The organism is Sorangium sp. So ce887, from assembly GCF_051521455.1.
Classification (GTDB): domain Bacteria; phylum Myxococcota_A; class Polyangia; order Polyangiales; family Polyangiaceae; genus Sorangium.
Genome location: NZ_CP150354.1, coordinates 361374 through 381175, shown reverse-complemented (window position 1 = coordinate 381175; position 19802 = coordinate 361374). Strand labels below are relative to the sequence as shown.

11 protein-coding genes are annotated in these 19802 nt (G+C 72.7%); 9 read left to right on the top strand and 2 right to left on the bottom strand.

The window, feature by feature from the left end; all coding sequences use genetic code 11:
- The first annotated feature begins 490 nt into the window (after nt 1–490).
- The 8 genes from WMF36_RS01515 (at nt 491) to WMF36_RS01480 (ending at nt 14288) form a co-directional block, all read left to right on the top strand.
- Nucleotides 491–2662, top strand: a complete 2172-nt coding sequence (locus WMF36_RS01515) for a carbohydrate-binding family 9-like protein (protein WP_437577778.1) — start codon at nt 491–493, stop codon at nt 2660–2662.
- 13 nt (nt 2663–2675) lie between these two features.
- Nucleotides 2676–3431: a regulatory protein RecX gene (locus WMF36_RS01510; RefSeq protein ID WP_437577777.1), complete on the top strand. Its 756-nt coding sequence runs from the start codon at nt 2676–2678 to the stop codon at nt 3429–3431.
- A gap of 100 nt (nt 3432–3531) precedes the next feature.
- Nucleotides 3532–6939 carry an ATP-binding protein gene (locus WMF36_RS01505; protein ID WP_437577776.1) on the top strand — a complete coding sequence of 1136 codons (3408 nt, stop codon included), beginning with the start codon at nt 3532–3534 and terminating at the stop codon, nt 6937–6939.
- 397 nt (nt 6940–7336) lie between these two features.
- On the top strand, nt 7337–8311 hold the full coding sequence (locus tag WMF36_RS01500; protein WP_437577775.1) for a C-type lectin domain-containing protein: 975 nt from the start codon (nt 7337–7339) through the stop codon (nt 8309–8311).
- 57 nt (nt 8312–8368) lie between these two features.
- Entirely contained in the window at nt 8369–8785 is a 417-nt protein-coding gene (locus tag WMF36_RS01495) for a GAF domain-containing protein (RefSeq protein WP_437577774.1), read from the top strand.
- A 64-nt stretch (nt 8786–8849) separates the two neighbouring features.
- Nucleotides 8850–10133 (top strand): radical SAM protein, encoded by a 1284-nt coding sequence (locus WMF36_RS01490; RefSeq protein WP_437577773.1) that lies wholly within the window; start codon nt 8850–8852, stop codon nt 10131–10133.
- A gap of 327 nt (nt 10134–10460) precedes the next feature.
- Complete coding sequence (locus WMF36_RS01485; RefSeq protein ID WP_437577772.1) at nt 10461–11066, top strand: L-2-amino-thiazoline-4-carboxylic acid hydrolase; 606 nt, start codon at nt 10461–10463, stop codon at nt 11064–11066.
- Between the two features lie 402 nt (nt 11067–11468).
- Complete coding sequence (locus WMF36_RS01480) at nt 11469–14288, top strand: hypothetical protein (RefSeq protein ID WP_437577771.1); 2820 nt, start codon at nt 11469–11471, stop codon at nt 14286–14288.
- A gap of 13 nt (nt 14289–14301) precedes the next feature.
- Here WMF36_RS01480 and WMF36_RS01475 read toward each other — a convergent pair whose 3' ends face one another.
- Both WMF36_RS01475 and ribD read right to left on the bottom strand, forming a co-directional pair.
- Nucleotides 14302–15255 (bottom strand): S1 family peptidase, encoded by a 954-nt coding sequence (locus tag WMF36_RS01475; RefSeq protein ID WP_437577770.1) that lies wholly within the window; start codon nt 15253–15255, stop codon nt 14302–14304.
- A 163-nt stretch (nt 15256–15418) separates the two neighbouring features.
- Nucleotides 15419–15886, bottom strand: a complete 468-nt coding sequence (ribD, locus tag WMF36_RS01470) for a bifunctional diaminohydroxyphosphoribosylaminopyrimidine deaminase/5-amino-6-(5-phosphoribosylamino)uracil reductase RibD (protein ID WP_437577769.1) — start codon at nt 15884–15886, stop codon at nt 15419–15421.
- A gap of 403 nt (nt 15887–16289) precedes the next feature.
- On the opposite strand from ribD, the gene WMF36_RS01465 reads away from it, so the two are divergent.
- Nucleotides 16290–19793, top strand: a complete 3504-nt coding sequence (locus WMF36_RS01465; RefSeq protein WP_437577768.1) for a PD-(D/E)XK nuclease family protein — start codon at nt 16290–16292, stop codon at nt 19791–19793.
- Nucleotides 19794–19802 lie beyond the last annotated feature (9 nt).

Sequence of the window (19802 nt, the reverse complement as noted above, 5' to 3'; positions counted from 1 at the left end):
CCTCGATGTGAAGCGATGGCTCCGTCGCTCGAACCACGGTCGGAATAGAAGATTTCGCTGGACGAAGGGGCGCGATTCGATGTGCTGCCTGGCCGGTGCGCTCCGACTCCGGATCGAGCACGACGTGAGACGGCGCTGCGCCGCGCGCGCTCGGAGAGGGAGCGGTCGTCGAGACTAGACGATTCGCGCGCGGCGGGGCCAACAGGAACGACATACGCCGTCCCGGCGCGTAGCCCCCGGTGGGCCGCCAGGACGATCCGGCAGGGGGCCGGCGCGCTCACGCGCTCGCGACCGGGCCGTGGATCCGGTGTGGCTCGTCACGCTGGAGGATCGCCCAGCGCCCGTGGATGCGCGGCGGCGATCACGACAGCGTGGCTTCCGGGCAACAGGAGTCGAGGCTCGTCTTCGGTACGCATCCGGGCGGCGGTCCCCTCCCCACCTTGCACGTTCTGCCTTCTCGTCGCCGCCGTTTCGCTCCATCGTGCTCGCGATGATGAACGGGACACGGGCGCTCCACGGCCGCCGGGCGCGGCGCTCTTCCTTCGCGCTCGCGGCGCTGGTCGCCGTCCTCGCGGGCTGCGGGGACCGGCAACGCCAGCCGGGCGACGGCGGGCCCGCCGCCGCGCAGCCGCAGCTCGACGCGGCGCCGCCGCCCGCGTCGACGGCCGCGCCTGCGCCGGCGGCGAGCGCCGCCTCGTTCGCCGCCGACTCCACGCACCCGGCCGTGCCCACCGCCGCGCCGGGCGCGTCGAGCGACGTGGTCGCGGGCGCGTCGCAGCGGTACGAGGCCGGCCCGTCGGTGATCGCGTCGGACAGCATCGACGGCGCCGCCCTCAGGAAGCGGCACATCGAGCGCCTCAAGGCCGACGACTCGCCCGTCACCGTGCTCCGCGGCGAGGGGCCTCTGGAGCTCGGCAAGCGCATCTGCGAGGCGGTGGTGCCCAGGCGGCCCGCGGCGACTCCGGTGCTCCTCAAGCCGAATATCTGCGGTTTCGACAGCGTGAAGGACCCGGCGAAGTCGAAGGGCGACGACGGCGTGACCGGCCGCATCACGCAGCCGGAGTTCGTTCGAGGCGTCGTCCAGTGCCTCAAGGCGCGCGGGCACACGAAGATCACGATCGCCGAGGGCTGCGGCCACTCGCACAAGTTCTGGAAGGACCTCGTGCAGCGGACCGGCTATGAGGCGATGGCCGCGGAGGAGGGCGCCGCGCTCGTCGCCATGGACGACGACGGGGTCTTCGATGTGGCCGGAGATAAGCCCGGAAAGCCCCTCGCCATCCGCGGAATCCAGGCGACCCACGTCCCGACGCTGCTCATGCCGAGGGTGCTGGCCGAGCACCTCGACCGCGGGCTCTTCCTGTCGCTCCCGCGGCTCAAGATGCACCGGTACTCGGTCATCTCGGCCGGCATCAAGGGCATGCAGGGCACGGTCATGCTGTCGGACAGCGCGCCTGCCTACAAGCAGAAGTGGAGGATGCACCGGGAGCTCAAGACGTACCTCGACACGAAGGCCGCCGGCCAGGAGGACCGCGCCCTGTACCTCGCGTCGCTCCGCGCCTTCGCCGATCGGATGGTCGACGTGCTCGAGATCTCGACGCCGGACGCCGTGCTCGGCGACGGAGCGCCGGCGATGGGCGGAGACGGCTTCCAGGTCCTGCGCCCCACCGCCGAGAGGGTGGCGGTCGGCGGCACGAACCCGGTGCGGGTCGACCGGGTGGTGGCGGAGCTCCTCGGCGTGTGGAACAGCCCGGCGCTCGCGCGCGAGCTCGGCGGCCACCGGACATCGCCGCTCATCGACGCGGCGGCGAAGCGCTTCGGGCTCGACCTCAAGGCGACGGCGATCACGGGGGACGGGGCAGATCTCCTGAAGACCCCGAGGCCGGTCCACTACAAGGCGATGGCGCCCTTCCGGCTCGACTGGGAACCCGGGCAAACGCCCCTGCCCGGCGGGCCCGCAAAGGGGCCAGAGCCCGCGCCGCCGGCCTCGCAGACGGCGCCCGAGGGCGGGCAAGACGGCGGGACCCCGGCGAGGCCGGAGGCGCGCGCGCCGCGGCTGCCGCCGGGAGAGCAGATCGTGCTCGACGGGAAGGCGGACGACGCGGCCTGGAGCCGCGCGAAGGCCGTGCAGTGGGACACCGATTATGCCGGCCAGCGCACCGGATTCCCCACGCGGGCGCGCTTTCTCTGGTCGACGGCGGGGCTCCATGCGCTCTTCGAGCTCTCGAACGCCGGGCTCAACACGGATCGCTCGAAGCCCGTCGGCGAGGAGCGGAAAGGGCTTTACAGGGAGGACTGTATCGAGCTGTTCCTCACGCCGGATCCGGGTGCGCCGAAGCGGTACTTCGAGGTGGAGATCGGGCCGTTCGGTCACTTCTTCGATATCGCGATCGACCGCGATGCGCGCGTGGAGGACACGGCGTGGTCGAGCGGCGCGACGATCGCGACAAGCCAGAGCGCAAGCGAGCGCACGGCCGTCATCGAGGCGCGGATCGCGGCGCCGGGGATCGTGAAGGCGCTCGCCCCGGATGCGCGGCTGCGCATGAACCTCTACCGGATGGAGGGCAAGGGGCCGCGGCACTACCTCGCGTGGAGCCCGCCCCGCACGACCAAGCCGGACTTCCATGTACCCGAGGCGTTCGGCGTGCTCGTGCTCGATCCCTGACTCGAGCTCCGAGATGAGCGACCAGGCGGCCGATCGCGGCGGTCGCCGGCCGGCGGGCGCGAGGGCGCTTGCGGCCCGCGCGGGCTGCGCCATCGTGCTGCCCCGCATGCCGATCATCACGGGGATCGTCCCCTCGCCCGACAAGCCCGGCCACGTCGTCATCCTTGTCGATGGGGTCGCCTTCGCCACGGTCCCCGAGGCGAGCGCCGCGGGCTTCGCGCCCGGGCAAGACAGCCCCGCCGCCGCGGCGGAGCCGCTCCGGAAGGCCGGCGAGGGCGCCGGCGCGCAGAAGACCTACGACCGGGCGCTGCGGCTCCTGTCGTTCCGCGCGCGGTCGGCCAGGGAGCTGGAGAAGCGCCTGATCGAGAAGGGAGAGCCCCGGGAGCACGTGGTGAGCGCGATCGAGCGCCTCACGGCGAACGGGCTGCTCGACGACGCGCGCTTCGCCGAGGCCAAGGCGCGCTCGGGCATCGTGGGCAAGCCGCGCTCGCGCCGCAGGATCGAGCAGGACCTGGCCCGGAAGGGCGTCGCGCGCGACGTGGCCGACGCGGCGATCCGGCAGGTGATGGCCGATGAGGGAACAGACGAGCTCGCCGTGGCCGAACGGGCAGCGCGGAAGAAGCTCCGCTCCCTCTCGGGCCTGGCCCCGATGGAACAGCGGCAGAAGCTTTACGCGTTCCTGGCGCGGCAGGGTTACGCGCCCGACGTGACGCGCCGGGCGCTGCGCGCGGTGCTCGACGCGCCGCCGCCCGACGACGAGGGCGCGTAGCGCAACTGCCCCGCTCGCCGCGCGCCGGGCCGCCGATTCCCCCTCAACGCACCCATCTTTCTGCTCTTCTCCGGCCACCTCCCGCACGCTACAAGGAGCCATGTCGCTCAAGCAGGAGGGCCCGCCGCCCGATCGCGCGGACGCCCACGCTGTGCTCGCCGGCGGAGGAGAGATGGGCGCGCGCATGCGCGCGATCGACTGGTCGAAGACGCCGCTCGGCCCGGTCTCGTCGTGGCCACAGAGCCTGAAGACGTGCGTGCGCATCATCCTGACCTCGCGCCAGCCGATGTTCGTCTGGTGGGGCGACGCGCTCATCAACCTCTACAACGACGCTTACAAATCGATCGTCGGCGGCAAGCACCCCGAGGCGCTCGGACAGCCCGCGTCCGTCGTCTGGCGCGAGATCTGGGGCCAGGTCGGGCCGCGCGCCGCGTCGGCGATGCGCCGCGACGAGGGCACCTACGACGAGGCGCTCCTCCTCATCATGGAGCGGCACGGCTACCAGGAGGAGACGTATTACACGTTCTCCTACAGCCCGGTGCCGAACGATCAGGGCGGGACGGGCGGGATCCTCTGCGCCAATACCGACGACACACAGCGCATCATCGGGGAGCGGCAGCTGGCGCTCCTCCGCGAGCTCGCGGCGCGGACCGCGAACGCGCGCACGTGGGAGGACGCGTGCGAGCGCAGCGCGCGCTCGCTCGCGACCGACGCAAAGGATCTCCCGTTCGCGCTCATCTACGTCGTCGACGCGGACAAGCAACGCATGCAGCTCGCCGGGACCACGGGGATCGCGCGCGGGCACGCCGCGGCCCCGGAGACGATCGCGCTCACGGGCGAGCCGGGCTGGCCGCTCGCCGGGGTGCTGCGCGAGCACGAGACCTGCCGCGTCGTCGAGCTGCCGTCCGACCTCGGGGACCTCCCGACCGGCGCGTGGCAAGGGCCGCCGGCGCGAGCCGCCATGCTCTCGATCTCCCCATCCGGCGAGACGGGGCGCGCGGGGGTCCTGATCGTCGGATTGAATCCATTCCGCCTCTTCGACGACGACTACCGCGGCTTCCTCCACCTCGTGGCCGGCCAGATCTCGGCCAGCATCGCCAACGCGCAAGCGTACGAGGAAGAGAAGCGGCGGGCGGAGGCCCTCGCCGAGCTCGATCGCGCGAAGACGACCTTCTTCAGCAACGTGAGCCACGAGTTTCGCACGCCCCTCACGCTGATGCTCGGGCCGCTCGAGGACGCGCTCGCGTCGGGGAAGCGGAGCCTGTCGGGCGCCGATCTCGAGACCGCCTACCGCAACGCGGTCCGCCTCCTCAAGCTGGTCAATGCGCTGCTCGACTTCTCGCGCATCGAGGCGGGCCGGATCCAGGCGTCCTACGAGCCGACCGATCTCTCCGCGCTCACCGCGGACCTCGCGAGCGCCTTTCGCTCCGCGATGGAGCGGGCCGGGCTCGCGTTCGAGGTCGATTGCCCGCCGATGCCCGAGCCCATCTATGTCGATCACGACATGTGGGAGAAGATCGTGCTCAATCTCCTCTCGAACGCGCTCAAGTTCACGTTCGATGGCGCGGTCGCGATCTCGCTCCGCGCTCATGACGATCGCGTCGATCTCACCGTGAGAGACACCGGGGCGGGCATCCCGGCTCACGAGCTGTCGCACCTGTTCAAGCGGTTCCATCGCGTCCAGGGGGCGCGGTCCCGCACCCACGAAGGGTCCGGGATCGGGCTCGCGCTCGTCCACGAGCTCGTCCGCCTCCACGGCGGGACCCTCCGCGTCGCGAGCGAGGCCTCCGCGGGGACGTCGTTCACGATCTCGCTCCCTCGCGGGACAGCGCACCTCCCGCAGGACCGCGTGAACGCGAGGCGAGCGCTCGCGTCGACGGCGACGGGCGCCGTGCCCTTCGTGCACGAGGCGCTCCGCTGGCTGCCCGGGGCGGAGCCCGGCGAGGACGTCCATCCCCTCGCGCCGGCGGGGCTCTCGCCGCCAGCGGCCGCCGCGCTCGAGGCGGGCCCGGCGGCGCGCATCCTCCTCGCGGACGACAACGCCGACATGCGCGAGTACGTCGGGCGCGTGCTGCGCGAGCGCTGGACGGTCGAGGCGGTCGCCGACGGCGCCGCGGCGCTCGCGTCCGCGCGCGAAAGCCCGCCGGATCTCGTGCTCACCGACGTGATGATGCCGAACCTCGACGGGTTCGGCCTGCTCCGGGCGCTGCGCGAGGACAAGCGCACGAGCCGCGTTCCGGTCATCATGCTCTCGGCGCGCGCAGGCGAGGAGTCGCGCGTCGAGGGGCTCGAGGCGGGCGCGGACGACTACCTCGCCAAGCCGTTCTCCGCGCGCGAGCTCGTCGCCCGGGTCGCCACGCACCTCCAGATCGCGCGCCTGCGCGCGGCGGCCGAGCGAGAGCGCGAGAAGCTGTACGACCTCTTCATGCAGGCGCCGGTCCCCATCGCGGTGTTCGCCGGCCCCGAGCACCGCTACGAGTTCGCGAACCCGCCGTACTGCGACATGCTCAGCCGCGCCGAGATCGTCGGAAAGAACGTGCGCGACGTGTTCCCGGAGATCGGCGAGCACGAGGTGATCGCGACTTTGGACCGCGCGCTGAGCAGCGGCCAGCCGCTGCGCGTGACCGAGCTGAACATCCCGATCCTGCGCGGGGGCGTGGCGAGCGACGCCTTCTTCAACTACGTCGCGCAGCCCATCCGCGACCCCTCCGGCGCCGTCACGGGCGTCATGGTCGTCGCCTTCGAGGTGACCGATCAGGTGCTCGCGCGGCGCCGCGTCGAGCACCTGAGCCAGCATCGCGAGGAGCTCATCGCGGCGCTCGCGAAGACGAACCAGGAGCTCGACCAGTTCGCCTATGTCGCCTCGCACGACCTCAAGGCGCCCCTCCGGGGGATCGCGAACCTGTCGGAGTGGATCGAGGAGTCGCTCGCGGGGAAGCTCACGGGCGAGACGCAGGAGCACCTCCACCTGCTGCGCGGGCGCGTGCGCCGCCTGGAGACGCTCATCGACGGGATCCTCCACTACTCGCGGGCGGGGCGCCTGAGGGGCGATGTGGTCAGCGTCGAGACAGGCCAGCTGCTCGCGGAGGTCGTCGAGCTGCTCTCGCCGGCGAAGGGCGCAGAGGTCGAGATCGCCCCCGGGATGCCGACGATCGCCGCGGAGCGCGTCCCGCTGCAGCAGGTGTTTCAGAACCTCATCAGCAACGCCCTGAAGCACGCGCGCCGCAGCGACCCCCGCGTCGAGGTGACCTGCAAGGACGCCGGGGCCTTCCACGAGTTCGCCGTGAAGGACAACGGGCCCGGCATCGCACCCGAGTACCACGATCGCATCTGGGACCTGTTCCAGACGCTCGAGTCGCGCGACAGGGTGGAGGGCACCGGGATCGGGCTCTCCGTCGTGAAGAAGATCGTGCAGAGCCGCGGCGGGAGCGTGTGGGTCGCGTCGCACCCCGGCGCAGGAGCGACGTTCTTCGTGCGATGGCCGAAGCGTGTGAAGGAGGAGGCGTGAGTGCGCGAGAGCTCCCGTGAGGACGCACACGCCCGGACACCTTCTCCTCGAAAGTTGGCGAGTTCGATTTTCCCCTTGGCGTGAAGTCACGCTGTCCGCATACTCGCGGTCTACCCGTTAGGGTGGCAGCACACTCGCTCGCTTCGTGACGCGCGAGCTCTGCCCGTCGGCGGGACCGTCCGGGCGGCAGCGCTCATCTATTGGGCTGCGGGCGCGCCGGAGCCAGGGGGCGCTCGGGGCCTTGCGGACCTCGGGAGTCCCCTGCGGCCGCGCTGGGCGCAGCGGCTTCGGGGTGCGCTCCGGGCAGGCGCTGCGGCGAAACCCGGGGCGCGCGACGCGTCATGCCCTGTCCCGACAACGTGGCTCGCCGACGAGATTCATCACATCTGGAGGGAATATGCTCGAACAGCTCGCTCGTATCACTCGTTTCCTGGCGCTGCCGCTCACCGCGGCTTCGCTGGCCGCGGTCGGCCTCGCCGGCTGCAGCACCGCGGGCCCCGATGAGGCGGCGATCGAGGAGGTGGACGCCTCGAACGTGCTGGTCGACGCCCGGAGCATCGCGCGCCTCGCGCCTGGCCAGCGGCTCTCGGTCGACCTGAGCGCGCGAGGGGTGATGGTTCATTTCGCGTTCGACGGCCTCGATTTCGACCGGATCGACCTCGCCTTCGGCGATCAGGGCAGCGCGTCCATGGCAGACGCGATGGCGCCCCTGTTCTCGCACCCGTACAGCCCCCTGGAGGCCGCGGGAGGGCGCTTCGTGGTCACGGCCGATCCCGCGAACTTCCCCGCGCTCGGCGCGGACGACATCGCGGCCCTCGAGCAGGAGCGGATGATCGCGCGGGAGCACGGGAGCGGCGCGCCGAGGGCGCAGCCCCAGTCGATCGACGACTGCGTCGAGCAGACGATCTACTTCTACGTGGACATCGTGATCAACGGGACGGTGCAATCGGTCCTCTGCGCGCACACCATCCTCGTCTGCGGCTCGACGACGTGCGACAAGCAGACCCACGATGGACACGATTACCTGTTCTGCGACGGCCAGGAGTCGTGGAACGACGCGAAGGCGAGCTGCGCGGCCCAGGGCATGAGCCTGGTCACGCTCGACGACGCGGCCGAGGAGGCCTGGGTCTACAGCCTCGCCTCGGCGCACTCGACCCAGAAGTGGTGGATGGGCCTGAACGACAGGGCCTCCGAGGGCGACTTCGCCTGGGACAGCGGCGCGCCCGTGTCGTACACCAACTGGTACCCTGGGGAGCCGAACAACGCCGGAAGCGAGGACTGCGGCCAGCTCAACCGGTTCTATCCAGAGCTCGGCTGGAACGACGAGCCCTGCTCTCTGCACCTGCGCTACATCTGCGAGTCGTCCGACTGACGGCTCCGGCCGGTCCTCGCGGTTGACGCAGGCGCCGCGCCGGTCGAGGGTGCGGCCATGCAAGCGCGCCGAGAGTCGCTCGATCCGTGGCTGCGGAGCTTCGTCGCCGACAACGGGGGCATCGCTGGCACGGTGCACCTCGTCGAGGGCGACGCGCTCGCGCTGGCCGCGGCCGTGAACATCCCCGAGAAGGTGCAGGAGATCACGCGCCGCGTCCCGCGCGGCAAGGGCATGGCCGGGCTCGCCTGGGAGCGCGGCCAGCCTGTGCAGACGTGCAACCTGCAGACAGACACGTCCGGCGACGTGCGGCCGGGGGCCAGGGCGGTCGCGGCGCAGGCCGCGGTGGCCCTGCCGGTGCGCGACGCCTCGGCGAGCGTGCGCGCCGTCGTGGGGATCGCGTTCGCCGGCGAGCGCGAGCTCGGCGAGGACGAGCTCGCCGGGCTCGTCGAGGGCGCGGGCGCGCTGCCGGACTGACACCCCCGTTGCGGGCGCCGGCCCTTGTCTTTCGCGGCCCCGATGCGAGGATGGGCGCCTTCCCATGGTGACGAACGGCCGCAGCGCCCCGGAAGCAGCGATGGTCGATCCTCGCGATTCGCGCGATTCGCGCGATCCGCGCGACCCGGGCAGCCGGCCGCACGTCCGCGTCGAGGACCTCGTGCGCGGCGCGGCGCCCGCGGGCGAGCGCGCTCCTGCCGAGGCGGGAGAAGGCAGCGCCGGGGGCGAGCGCGCTCTCGCCGAGGCGGGAGCAGGCAGCGCTGCGGGCGAGCCCCTCACGGCGAAGCTCGCCCGCCGCACCGTGCCCGGGGTGCTCTACGAGCGAGGGCCCGAGGAGGGGTATCTCCGGTGCACCGCGTGCGCGCACCGCTGCGTCCTCTCGCCGGGGCGCGCGGGCGCGTGCGGGATCCGCTTCGAGAAGGACGGCGAGCTCCGCGTCCCGTTCGGCTACGTCGCTCGCCATTACGTGCGCTCGGTCGAGACGAACACGATCTTCCATGTGCGCCCCGGCGCGAGGTCGCTCACCTTCGGCATGTTCGGGTGCGACCTGCGCTGTCCTTATTGCCAGAACTGGAAGGTCTCGCAGGCCCTCCGCGAGCCCGAGGGCGAGGGCGAGCCGATCGACATCAGCGCGGTGGATCTCGTCGAGGTGGCCGTCGCTGCGGGCTGCGGGGTGCTCGCGAGCGCCTACAACGAGCCGATGATCACGGCCGAGTGGGCGCGCGCGGTGTTCACCGAGGCGCGGCGGAGGGGGCTCGTCACGGCGCTCATCTCGGACGGCAACACGACCCCCGAGGCGCTCGCGTACATGCGCCCGGTCACCGACGTGTTCCGCGTCGACCTGAAGGGGTGGAGCGCCGACCAGTACCGGACGCTCGGCGGCCGCGTGGAGCCGGTGCTCGCGGCGATCGGCGAGGCCCGGCGCCTCGGCTACTGGGTCGAGGTCGTGACGCTCGTCGTGCCGGGATTCAACGACAAGGCGGCCGGCCTCCGCGCCCTAGGCGCCGAGATCGCCGGCGTCGATCCCGACATCCCGTGGCACCTCAACGCCTTCTACCCGCGCTACAAGATGCGCGATCGGCTGACGACCGACCCGGCGTTCCTCGTCGACGTGGCCGGCGTCGCATACGCGCGCGGCATGAACTACGTCTACGTCAGCAACGTGGCCGACCGCGTGCGCGAGCTCTCCCATACCCGCTGCCCGGGTTGCCACGAGGTCGTGGTGCGGCGGTTCAACTACGAGACGCAGGAGGTCCTCCTCTCCGGCGGCGCGTGCCCCGCGTGCGGGACGCGCGTGCCCGGCCTGTGGGGCCCGGCGGCCGCGTAGGGCTGCCACCAGAGCTCCTGTCCGGCGACCAGGCACTCCGGCAGAGCCGTGTGCGTCCGGATTGAACTCATCCGATCACGCCGGCTTCCCTGCCGGGCTGGCCGGCCAGCCCGACAAGCCTGCTGACCGGCTGACCGGCTGGCTGCCCCGCCTGCTGACCGGCTAACCGGCTCGGTCCGCTGCTCCGACTGACCGGACTGGCCGGACTGGCCGGCCAGTCGAATGGGCCAATTGGCCGGCCAGGCCGGCCACTTCGAGTGGCCCTCTCCGCCGTGGAAATTTCAACAATGGTTCTTGCTCGCGCGCCGCCTGTGATAATTTCTGAGCATGTCGTCGTCGCCGTCGGAACGTCTCGCTCAGATCCTCAGGGAAGGCCGATTCGTCGCGATTCGCGAGCTCGGCGAAGAGTGCGCGGCGGAGCTCCACACGCGCGTCAAGGAGCGGTACCTCGCGCTGGAGGCGACGATACCGCCGTTCCAGAGCAGCATGGATCGCAAGCTCTTCGAGCTCGGCCCGCCCGTGCTTGCGATCTACCAGGCGCTCCTGCACGACCTCGGCGTGGACCGGGAGCCGGCCCTGCGCCTCGCCGAGGACATGCTGCTCGCGTTCTACCGCAAGCAGCTTCACCGGAGCCCGCTCCTCGGCGCCGCGATGGATATCGTGTTCCGGCTGAAGCCCGCGCGGCGCCTGCTCATGAAGGGCATGCTCGCGGGTGAGCCGGGCGGCTTCCGCTTCGACAGGGCCAGCGAGGTGCGCGAGTGCCCGCTCGTGACCTTCGCGCGGCGGCACGGCGTGCCGGAGGTCGTCCCCATGATCTGCCGGCTCGACGACCTCAAGGTGAAAGAGCTCCACGGCATCGAGCTGCACCGCGCGGGCACGCTCGTCACGGGCGCCGAGCGCCGTGGCTTCCGGTACGTGATGGCGAAGAAGTAGCGCCCCCGCTCCGCGGCGCCCAGCCCGGGCGTCCTCGAGCTCTCCGGCGCTGACCGCCCTCCCTCCTCTTCCTGCCCTCCTCCAGCTCCCGTCAGAGCCCCCGCGCCGGGGTGGTGGCCGGATCTGAACAGGAAGGCGGGAAGGCGGGAAGGCAGCGTCTCGCCCACGCGCTGGTGGCCGCGCACCGCGCATCGCGGCGCCGCCATTGCCATTGCACTTCAACGATTGCCCCATGACGCGCCACAGCCTCGGAGGACGGAACGCCCGTGGGACAGCACACATGTTTCAAAATTGAAACACGAGCGCTGATTCATGGATCTCGAGAGAGCGTGATCGTGTTAATCGTTGAATGATCGCCCGATCTCCGATCGCTCCCTGAAGTCGCTCGCTCGAGGAGGCCCCATGAAGTCATCGTTCGCCCTGCGAAGGGTCGCCGCCGGACTTTTGTCCGCCGCGGCGTCCACTGCTGTTCTCGCGTCCAGCGCTCCGGCCCTGGCCGACTCGTCTACCACGCTCTTCGAGAGCGGGCAGGTGCGCCCGCTCGCGCTGTCTCCCAGCGGAAACTTGCTATTCGCGCTCAACACGCCGGACGGCCGCCTCGAGGTCTTCCGCGTGCACGACGGCGCGCTGGTCCACCGGAGCTCGATCCCGGTCGGGATCGATCCGGTCGCCGTGGCGGCGCGGAGCGACACGGAAGTGTGGGTCGTGAACCACGTGTCGGACAGCGTGAGCGTCGTCCAGCTCTCCCCCGGCGGATACGGCGGCCGTGTCGAGCGCACGCTGCTCGTCGGCGACGAGCCGCGAGACATCGTGTTTGCCGGTCCGGGGCGGCGCCGCGCCTTCATCACGGCCGCGCACCGCGGCCAGAACAACCCGAACGATCCAGAGCTCACGACGCCCGGCGTGGGCCGGGCCGACGTCTGGGTGTTCGACGCGAACCACCTCGGGACGTCGCTCGGCGGCGCGCCGCTCACGATCCTCACCCTCTTCACGGACACGCCGCGCGCGCTCGCCGCCACGCCCGACGGCACCCGCGTCTACGCCGCCGGCTTCCACTCGGGCAACCAGACCACCGTGGTCACCGAGCTGCTCGTGCCCGACGGCTCCTCGCCGGGACCGGCCACCAACGCGGACGGCGACCCGGCGCCCGAGGTCAGCCTCATCGTCAAGTTCGACGGCGCGCACTGGGTCGACGAGCTCGGCAACCCCTGGGACCATCGCGTGAAGCTCTCGCTGCCCGACAAGGACGTGTTCGCCATCGACGCGATGGCGAGCCCGCCGCGGCCCGTCGCCGGGCCCTCGGGGGTCTTCACCGGCGTCGGGACGGTCCTCTTCAACATGGTCGTCAACCCGGCGAACGGGAAGATCTACGTCTCCAACACCGACGCGAGGAACGAGCAGCGGTTCGAGGGCCCCGGCGTCTTCGCCGGGCAGAGCCTGCGGGGCCACCTCCACGAGAGCCGGATCACGGTGCTCCGCAAGAGCGGCGCCCCGCGCGTCGCCCCGCGGCACCTCAACAAGCACATCGACTACGCGGCCTGCTGCGCGCCGACGCCGAACGCGGAGAGCGAGGCGAGCCTCGCCCAGCCGGTCGACATGGCCGTCACGAGCGACGGCGCGACGCTCTATGTGGCCGCGCTCGGCTCGAGCAAGATCGGCGTGCTCAGCACGGCCGCCCTCGAGGACGACACGTTCGTGCCGGACGCGGCCGACCACATCGAGGTGAGCGGCGGCGGCCCGTCGGGGCTCGCGCTCGACGAGCCGCGAGGCCAGCTGTTCGTGCTGACCCGCTTCGACAACGCGATCTCGATCGTCGACACCGCGACCGGCGCCGAGACGGCGCACGTCGCGATGTATAGCCCCGAGCCGCCGAGCGTCACGCTCGGGCGGAGCCAGCTCTACGACGCGCGATCGAGCTCGGCGCACGGCGACTCCTCGTGCGCGAGCTGCCATATCTTCGGCGACCTCGACAGCCTCGGGTGGGATCTCGGCAATCCGGACGCGGCGGTCACGAACAACCCGGGCCCGTTCGTCGGCCCGCTGCTCAACCTGTTCACACAGCAGCCGATGCCGCAGCAGTTCCACCCGATGAAGGGCCCGACCACGACCCAGAGCCTGCGCGGCATGGCGAACCATGGACCCATGCACTGGCGCGGCGATCGCACGGGCGGCAACGACGCGCCGAACGCCCAGCCGGACAGCGGCTCGTTCGACGAGCGCGCCGCGTTCATGAAGTTCCAGGCCGGCTTCACCGATCTGCTCGGCCGGAGCGGCCCGATCCCCCCCGCCGCCATGGAGGCGTTCGCGGACTTCATCCTCCAGGTGACCTATCCGCCCAACCCGATCCGCCGCCTGGACAACTCGCTCACGCCGGACCAGCAGGCCGGGCGCGACACCTTCTTCAACAGCAACCTGGACGGGACGGCCATCTGCAACGGCTGCCACGTCCTCGACCCGGACGGCAACCCGGGCACCGGCAAGCCCGGCTTCTTCGGCACGGACGGCAACATGACGTTCGACTTCCAGCCGCAGCTCATCAAGACGCCGCATCTGCGCAACCTCTACCAGAAGGTCGGGATGTTCGGGATGGAAGCCCCGGAGTTCGGCATCCTGCCGGGCGACAACGACCCCATGGGAGACCAGGTGCGGGGGTTCGGGTTCCTGCATGACGGGAGCTTTGATACGCTGTTCCGGTTCTTCCGCGGGATGGGGTTCTCGCCGTTCACCGGCTTCACAAACCAGTTCGGCACGTTCCCCGACAACCCCGACGGCCTGCCGGACTCGCCGGCCGGCGACGCGGTCCGAAGGCAGCTCGAGGCGTACCTCCTCGCCTTCGACTCGAACGTCGCGCCGATCGTCGGCCAGCAGGTGACGCTGCGCTGGGAGAACCAGGCCGCCGCCGGCCCGCGGGTCGATCTCCTGATCGAGAGGGCGAATGCTGGCGAGTGCGACCTCGTCGCGAAGAGCCACGTGATCTTGCAGGAGATCGGCTTTCTCTACACCGGAGCCGGGAAGTTCGCCGCCGACCGGATGGCGCTGCCGCCGATCCCGGACGCCGTGCTCCGCCAGATCGCCGTCGCGACGGGGCGCCCGCTGACGTACACGTGCGCGCCCCCGGGCTCGGGCTACCGCACAGGCATCGATCGCGACGAGGACGGCTTCCTCGACGGCGACGAGCGGAGCGCCGGCAGCGACCCGGCGGACCCCGCAGACACGCCCTGAGCGCCGTCGCCGATCACTCCTCCACGCCATCGTCGCCGAGGGCGCAGTCCGGGTCGGCCGGGGACACGCACGCGAGCGCGCACACCCCATCTGCGCCGCAGTGGAGATCGGCGCAGTCGGGGTCGACCAGATCGGGGCCGACATCGCACGTCGCGTCGCAGAGGCCGTCCGCGCGGCACGGGTTGTCCGCCTCGAATTCATCGATCGTCGGCTGGATGAACCGGGAGATCTGGTCGAGATCGGTGCGCGCCTGCACCCCGTCCAGGGTGCAGGGGTCGTCGCCGAACGACGTCACGCCGGCGTGGCGCTCGACGCCCGACCGCACGAGGAACGCCGGACCTCCGGAGTCTCCAGCGCACGTGTTCATGGCGGGGACCTGGTAATAGAACTGGGTCGCGTCGATCGTCCCAGGCGTCCCGCCGACCTGGGCCGGGCCGATCGCCAGGATCGGGAACGTCACGACGCGGCGCATGCCGAACCCCGTCCCGGCGACCCCGTCGGAGACCCCGTATCCGACGAAGGTGTAGTCCGGTCCGACGTACCACCCGCTATTTTCCATCGATTCGCGCAGGAGCGGCGCAGGCTGCACGGGCGCGTCGCTCTCCAGCTTGAGGAGGGTGAGGTCGTTCTCGAGGGTGCCCGGGTCGTACTCGGGGTGCCGCCGCGACGCTTCGATCCGCACGCTCTCCGAGCGCCGCCCGAGGCTCGTGCCGAAGTAAACCCGCGTGAGCGTGCCGTGGCAGTGTCCCGCCGTGATCACGGTGCGCCGCGAGATCACGGTCCCGCTGCAGAACGCCCGGCTGCGGGTGCCCACGCCCACGACATAGGCGTGCGCTGTGTCCACGGCGCCTCCGACGATGCGCTGTCGGGACGTGAGCAATGGTTGCTCGCCCTCGTCCCCAGCAGGCGTATCCGCGCAGCCGAGCCCGCCGAGGCACAGGATCGCAATCGGGATAGCATTCTTCATACTGCCACCTTTCCGTCTAGAAATGGTGTCTAGAGCGGCCGATCGTGAGGGCGCCCACAATTCGGCACCGCTCGGCTCCGCGGGTGAGCGGAGGGCATAACAAGCGTGGTGCCAGCGCCGTGCGCGGCGAACGCCCGTGTCGGCGCCGGGGCGGCGGGGACGGTCACCCGCGCTGCGCGGTCAGGGCGCTGCGCTCGGCCATGCGCGCGATGTAGGCGCGGTTCAGCTCACGGCAGGCGAGCTCGCCGACGCCGATCACCACCTCGACCCCGGCGCCCGCGAGGATCGCCGCGCCCCTGCCGGAGACGAGGGGGTTCGGGTCGATCATGCCGAGGACGACGCGCCGGACGCCGGAGCGGAGGATGGCGTCGGTGCAGGGCGGCGTGCGGCCGTGGTGGCAGCACGGCTCGAGGGTGACGTAGAGCGTGGCGCCCTCGGCGCGGCCGGCGAGCTTGCGGAGGGCGTCGACCTCGGCGTGGGCCAGCCCGGCGCGCTCGTGGAGCCCCTCGGCGAGGAGCTCCCCGTCGCGCACGATGACCGAGCCGACCATCGGGTTCGGCGCGGTGCGCCCCCGGGCGAGCGCCGCCAGCTCGAGGCAGCGCTCCATCCAGCGAAGGTCGTCGTCGCTCACGCGGGCCTCGGGGCTCGGCCGTCCCTGGAGGGGCGACCTGCCGGCCTCGCCGCGACGTCGCACGAGAGGGGGTGACCGGATCTGGACGTGAAGACCGGAAGGCGGGGAGAAAAGATCAATGATCTTCCACCCTTCCCGCGTTCATCGGGGCCCCCTCGGGGCCCGTGCGACCACGACCGCACCGCATGACGCGCCAGTATAGCGGAGGACCGCGGCGCGGGCAGCGGGCGAGCAGCAGAGCTCCCCCCGCGCCCGCGCTGCGTCGCCCGCGCCTCGGCGGGTTTCCTCCCCCTCCGTTCTGCATCACACTCCGCCGGCCTGCACCGTCGTGCAGCGGTCCTCACCGCGGCCGCGCCGCCTCGCGCCGCCTCGCGCGGCCTCCGCCGCCTTCCCCAGCGCCCTCGTGCCCCACGTCCTCATCACCTCGCCCAGCGCCGCCGCCCGCCTCGATCGCGCCGTGGGCTGGCTGCGCCGCCGGCGCCCCGCCGAGCGGGTGCTCCTCGTCGGCGCCTCGGTCGAGGCCGTGAGCGAGCTCGCCCGCGCGTCGGTCCGCGGCCGCCGCGCCACCTTCGGCTGGCACCGGCTCACCCTGGGGCGCATCGCCGCCGCGCTCGCGATGCCGGCGCTCGCCGCGCGCGGCCTCGTCCCGGCCAGCCCGCTCGCGATCGAGGCCCTGTGCGCGCGCGCGATCGGCGGGCTCGCGCAGGACGGGCTGCTCGGGCGCTTCGCCCGCGTCGCGGATCGGCCCGGGCTGCCGCGCGCCGTGGCGCGGACGCTGGACGAGGTGCGGCTCGCCGGCGTCGATCCGGACGCGCTCGCGCCGGCCGATCTCGACCGCATCGCCCGCGCCTTCGACGCCGCCCTGGACGAGGCGGGGCTCGCCGATCGCGCGCTCGTCCTGCGCCTCGCGGCCGAGCGCGCCCGGGCCGATGACGACGGCGACCCCCGCGCGAGGCACCCGTTGCTCGGGCTGCCGATGCTCCTGCTCGACCTGCCGGTGCGGTTCGCGCTGGAGCGCGATCTCCTCGAGGCGATGGCCGCGCGCTCGCCCGACGCGCTCGCCACCGTGCCCGCCGGCGATGCCGCGTCGCTGCGCCACCTCGAGGCCGCGCTCCGGTCGCCGCCGCGGCGCGTCGCGCTGGCCGCGGTCTCGGCCGCGCACGACGGCCCCGGCGCGGGCACCGACGCGGGCACCGACGCGGACGACCCGGGCGACGGGCCGCCGCCGGGCGCGCCCAGCACCTCGCTCGCGCGCCTGCAGGAGCACCTGTTCGACCCGCTGACCGACGAGGCCCCGGGGCTCGGCGACGAGGTGGAGATCCTCTCCGCGCCCGGGGAGAGCCGGGAGTGCGTGGAGCTCGCGCGCATCGCGCTGCGCGAGGCGGGCCGCGGCGTGCCGTTCGAGCGGATGGCGATCCTCCTGCGCGCGCCCGAGCAGTACCGCGCGCACCTCGTCGAGGCGCTGCGCCGGGCCGGGATCCCCGCGTACTTCGCGCAGGGCTCGGTCCAGCCCGATCCCGCGGGACGCGCGCTCCTCGCGCTGCTCGCGTGCGCGGCCGAGCACCTCTCGGCGTCGCGCTTCGCCGAGTACCTCTCGCTCGGGCAGGTGCCCGACGCCACGCCAGCGGGCGAGCCGCCGCCGGCCGCGTCCGAGGCCGACCGGTGGGTGCCGCCGGACGACGACTTCTTCCCCGCGCTCCTGCGCGGCGAGCTCGACGAGGAGCTCGGGGATGCTCAGGCGCCTGGCGATGAAGAGGAGACGCCCTCCGGCGGCGGCGCGCGCCTGGACCGCGGCGCGCTGCCCCGGACAGGCGCGCCGGTCGCTCTGGACCCCCCGGCCCCGCAGGGCGCGCCGGACGCGGCGAGCGCAGACCGCGGTGGTGCCCCCGTGCAGGACGGCACCCTGCGCGCCCCGCGGCGCTGGGAGCGGATCCTCGTCGACGCGGCGGTGATCGGCGGGCTCGACCGGTGGAAGGCGCGGCTCTCCGGCCTGGAGCAGGAGCTCCGGCTGCAGCTCTCGCGCGCCCCGGAGGAGCGCGACGCCGCGCGCGTCACGCGGATGCTCGCGGACCTCTCGGCGCTCCGCGACTTCGCGCTGCCGCTGCTCGCGGCGCTGCCGAGCCCGGGCGAGCGCGCGACCTGGGGCGCGTGGCGCGAGCGGCTTTCGGCGCTCGCGACGCGCGCGCTGAGGCGGCCCGAGCGCGTGCTCGCGGTGCTCGCCGAGCTCGCGCCGATGGCCGACGTCGGCCCGGTGGATCTCGGCGAGGTGCGCCTCTGCCTCGCGCACCGGCTCACCGACCTCGTGCTGCCCCCGGCCGCCCGCCGCGATGGGCGCCTCTTCGTGGCGCCCATCGAGGCCGCCCGCGGGCGCTCGTTCGACGTGGTCTTCGTGCCCGGGCTCGCCGAGCGGATCTTCCCGCAGAAGGTCACCGAGGACCCGATCCTCCGCGACGCGCTCCGCCGGGCGATCGCCGGGGGCGCCTCGGGCCTCGACACGAGCGACGACCGGGTGGCGCGCGAGCGGCTCGCGCTCCGGCTCGCGGTCGGCGCGGCCCGCCGCAAGCTCGTCGTGTCGTACCCGCGCGTCGACATGGACCAGTCCCGGCCGCGCGTGCCTTCGTTCTACGGGCTCGAGCTCCTGCGCGCGGCCGAGGGCCGGCTGCCCGGCTTCGGCGAGCTCGAGCGCCGCGCCGAGCAGGGCGGCGCCGCGCGCATCGGGTGGCCCGCGCCGGCGCGGCCCGAGGACGCCATCGACGCGGCCGAGCACGACCTCGCGCTCCTGGAGACGCTCTTCAGCCTGCCGGAGGACCGGACCATCGGCACCGCGCGCTACCTGCTCGGCGCGAACCCGCACCTGGCGCGGGCGCTCCGGTTCCGGGCGCGGCGCTGGATCCCGGGCTGGACGAGCGCCGACGGGCTGTTCAAGCCGATCGCCGAGGCGCGCGAGGCGCTCGCGAAGCACGCCTTCGGGCGCCGGTCGTTCTCGCCGACCGCGCTCCAGCACTTCGCCGCGTGCCCCTACCGGTTCTTCCTCTACGCCGTGCACAAGCTCGCGCCGCGCCCGGCGCCGGCGGCGATCGAGGAGCTCGACCCGCTCCAGCGCGGCCGGCTCGTGCACGACGTGCTCTACGAGGTGCTTGTCGCCCTGCGCGACGCGGGTCAGCTGCCGGTGAGCGTGGCCTCGCTCGACGAGGCGCGGGCCGAGCTCGATCGGGCGCTCGACCGCGTGGCCGCGCGCTACGCGGACGAGCTCGCGCCGGCGATCCAGCGCGTCTGGGACGACGGCATCGCGTCGGTGCGGGCCGACCTCCGCGAGTGGCTGCGGCGCGCCGCGGAGGACCGCGACTGGGAGCCGATCCATTTCGAGCTGTCGTTCGGGCTGCCGCGCCGCCTCGCCACCCGCGACCCGGGGAGCTCGGACCAGCCGGTGGAGCTCGACTGCGGGGTCAGGCTCAGGGGGTCGATCGACCTTGTCGAGCGGAGCGTGTGGGGCGCGATGCGGGCGACCGACTACAAGACGGGCAAGGCGCGGGCGCCGCGCGACGCGGTCGTGAGCGGCGGCGGCGCGCTCCAGCCGGTCCTCTACGCGCTCGCGCTGGAGAAGCTCATGCCGCCGGGGACGCAGGTCGAGTCGGGGCGGCTCTATTACTGCACGTCCGCCGGCGGGTTCACCGAGGTGCCGATCTACCTGGACGCGCGGGCGCGCGAGGCGGCCGCGCAGGTGGCGGGGATCATCGGCGACGCGATCGACAGGGCGGCGCTCCTGCCGATGCCGGCCGAGGGGGCGTGCGCGCAGTGCGACTACCGGCCCGTGTGCGGGCCGTACGAGGAGCTCAGGACCGGGAAGATCAAGCGGCGCGACACCGACCAGCGCCGGCGCCTGGAGCAGCTCCGCAGGCTGGCATGAGCGCGGGCG

Coding starts and splice junctions, on each gene's coding strand:
- WMF36_RS01475 (WP_437577770.1), bottom strand. CDS start 15,255: ATGAAGAATGCTATCCCGATTGCGATCCTGTGCCTCGGCGGGCTCGGC.
- WMF36_RS01505 (WP_437577776.1), top strand. CDS start 3,532: ATGTCGCTCAAGCAGGAGGGCCCGCCGCCCGATCGCGCGGACGCCCAC.
- WMF36_RS01485 (WP_437577772.1), top strand. CDS start 10,461: ATGTCGTCGTCGCCGTCGGAACGTCTCGCTCAGATCCTCAGGGAAGGC.
- WMF36_RS01490 (WP_437577773.1), top strand. CDS start 8,850: ATGGTGACGAACGGCCGCAGCGCCCCGGAAGCAGCGATGGTCGATCCT.
- WMF36_RS01500 (WP_437577775.1), top strand. CDS start 7,337: ATGCTCGAACAGCTCGCTCGTATCACTCGTTTCCTGGCGCTGCCGCTC.
- WMF36_RS01480 (WP_437577771.1), top strand. CDS start 11,469: ATGAAGTCATCGTTCGCCCTGCGAAGGGTCGCCGCCGGACTTTTGTCC.
- WMF36_RS01515 (WP_437577778.1), top strand. CDS start 491: ATGATGAACGGGACACGGGCGCTCCACGGCCGCCGGGCGCGGCGCTCT.
- WMF36_RS01495 (WP_437577774.1), top strand. CDS start 8,369: ATGCAAGCGCGCCGAGAGTCGCTCGATCCGTGGCTGCGGAGCTTCGTC.
- WMF36_RS01510 (WP_437577777.1), top strand. CDS start 2,676: ATGAGCGACCAGGCGGCCGATCGCGGCGGTCGCCGGCCGGCGGGCGCG.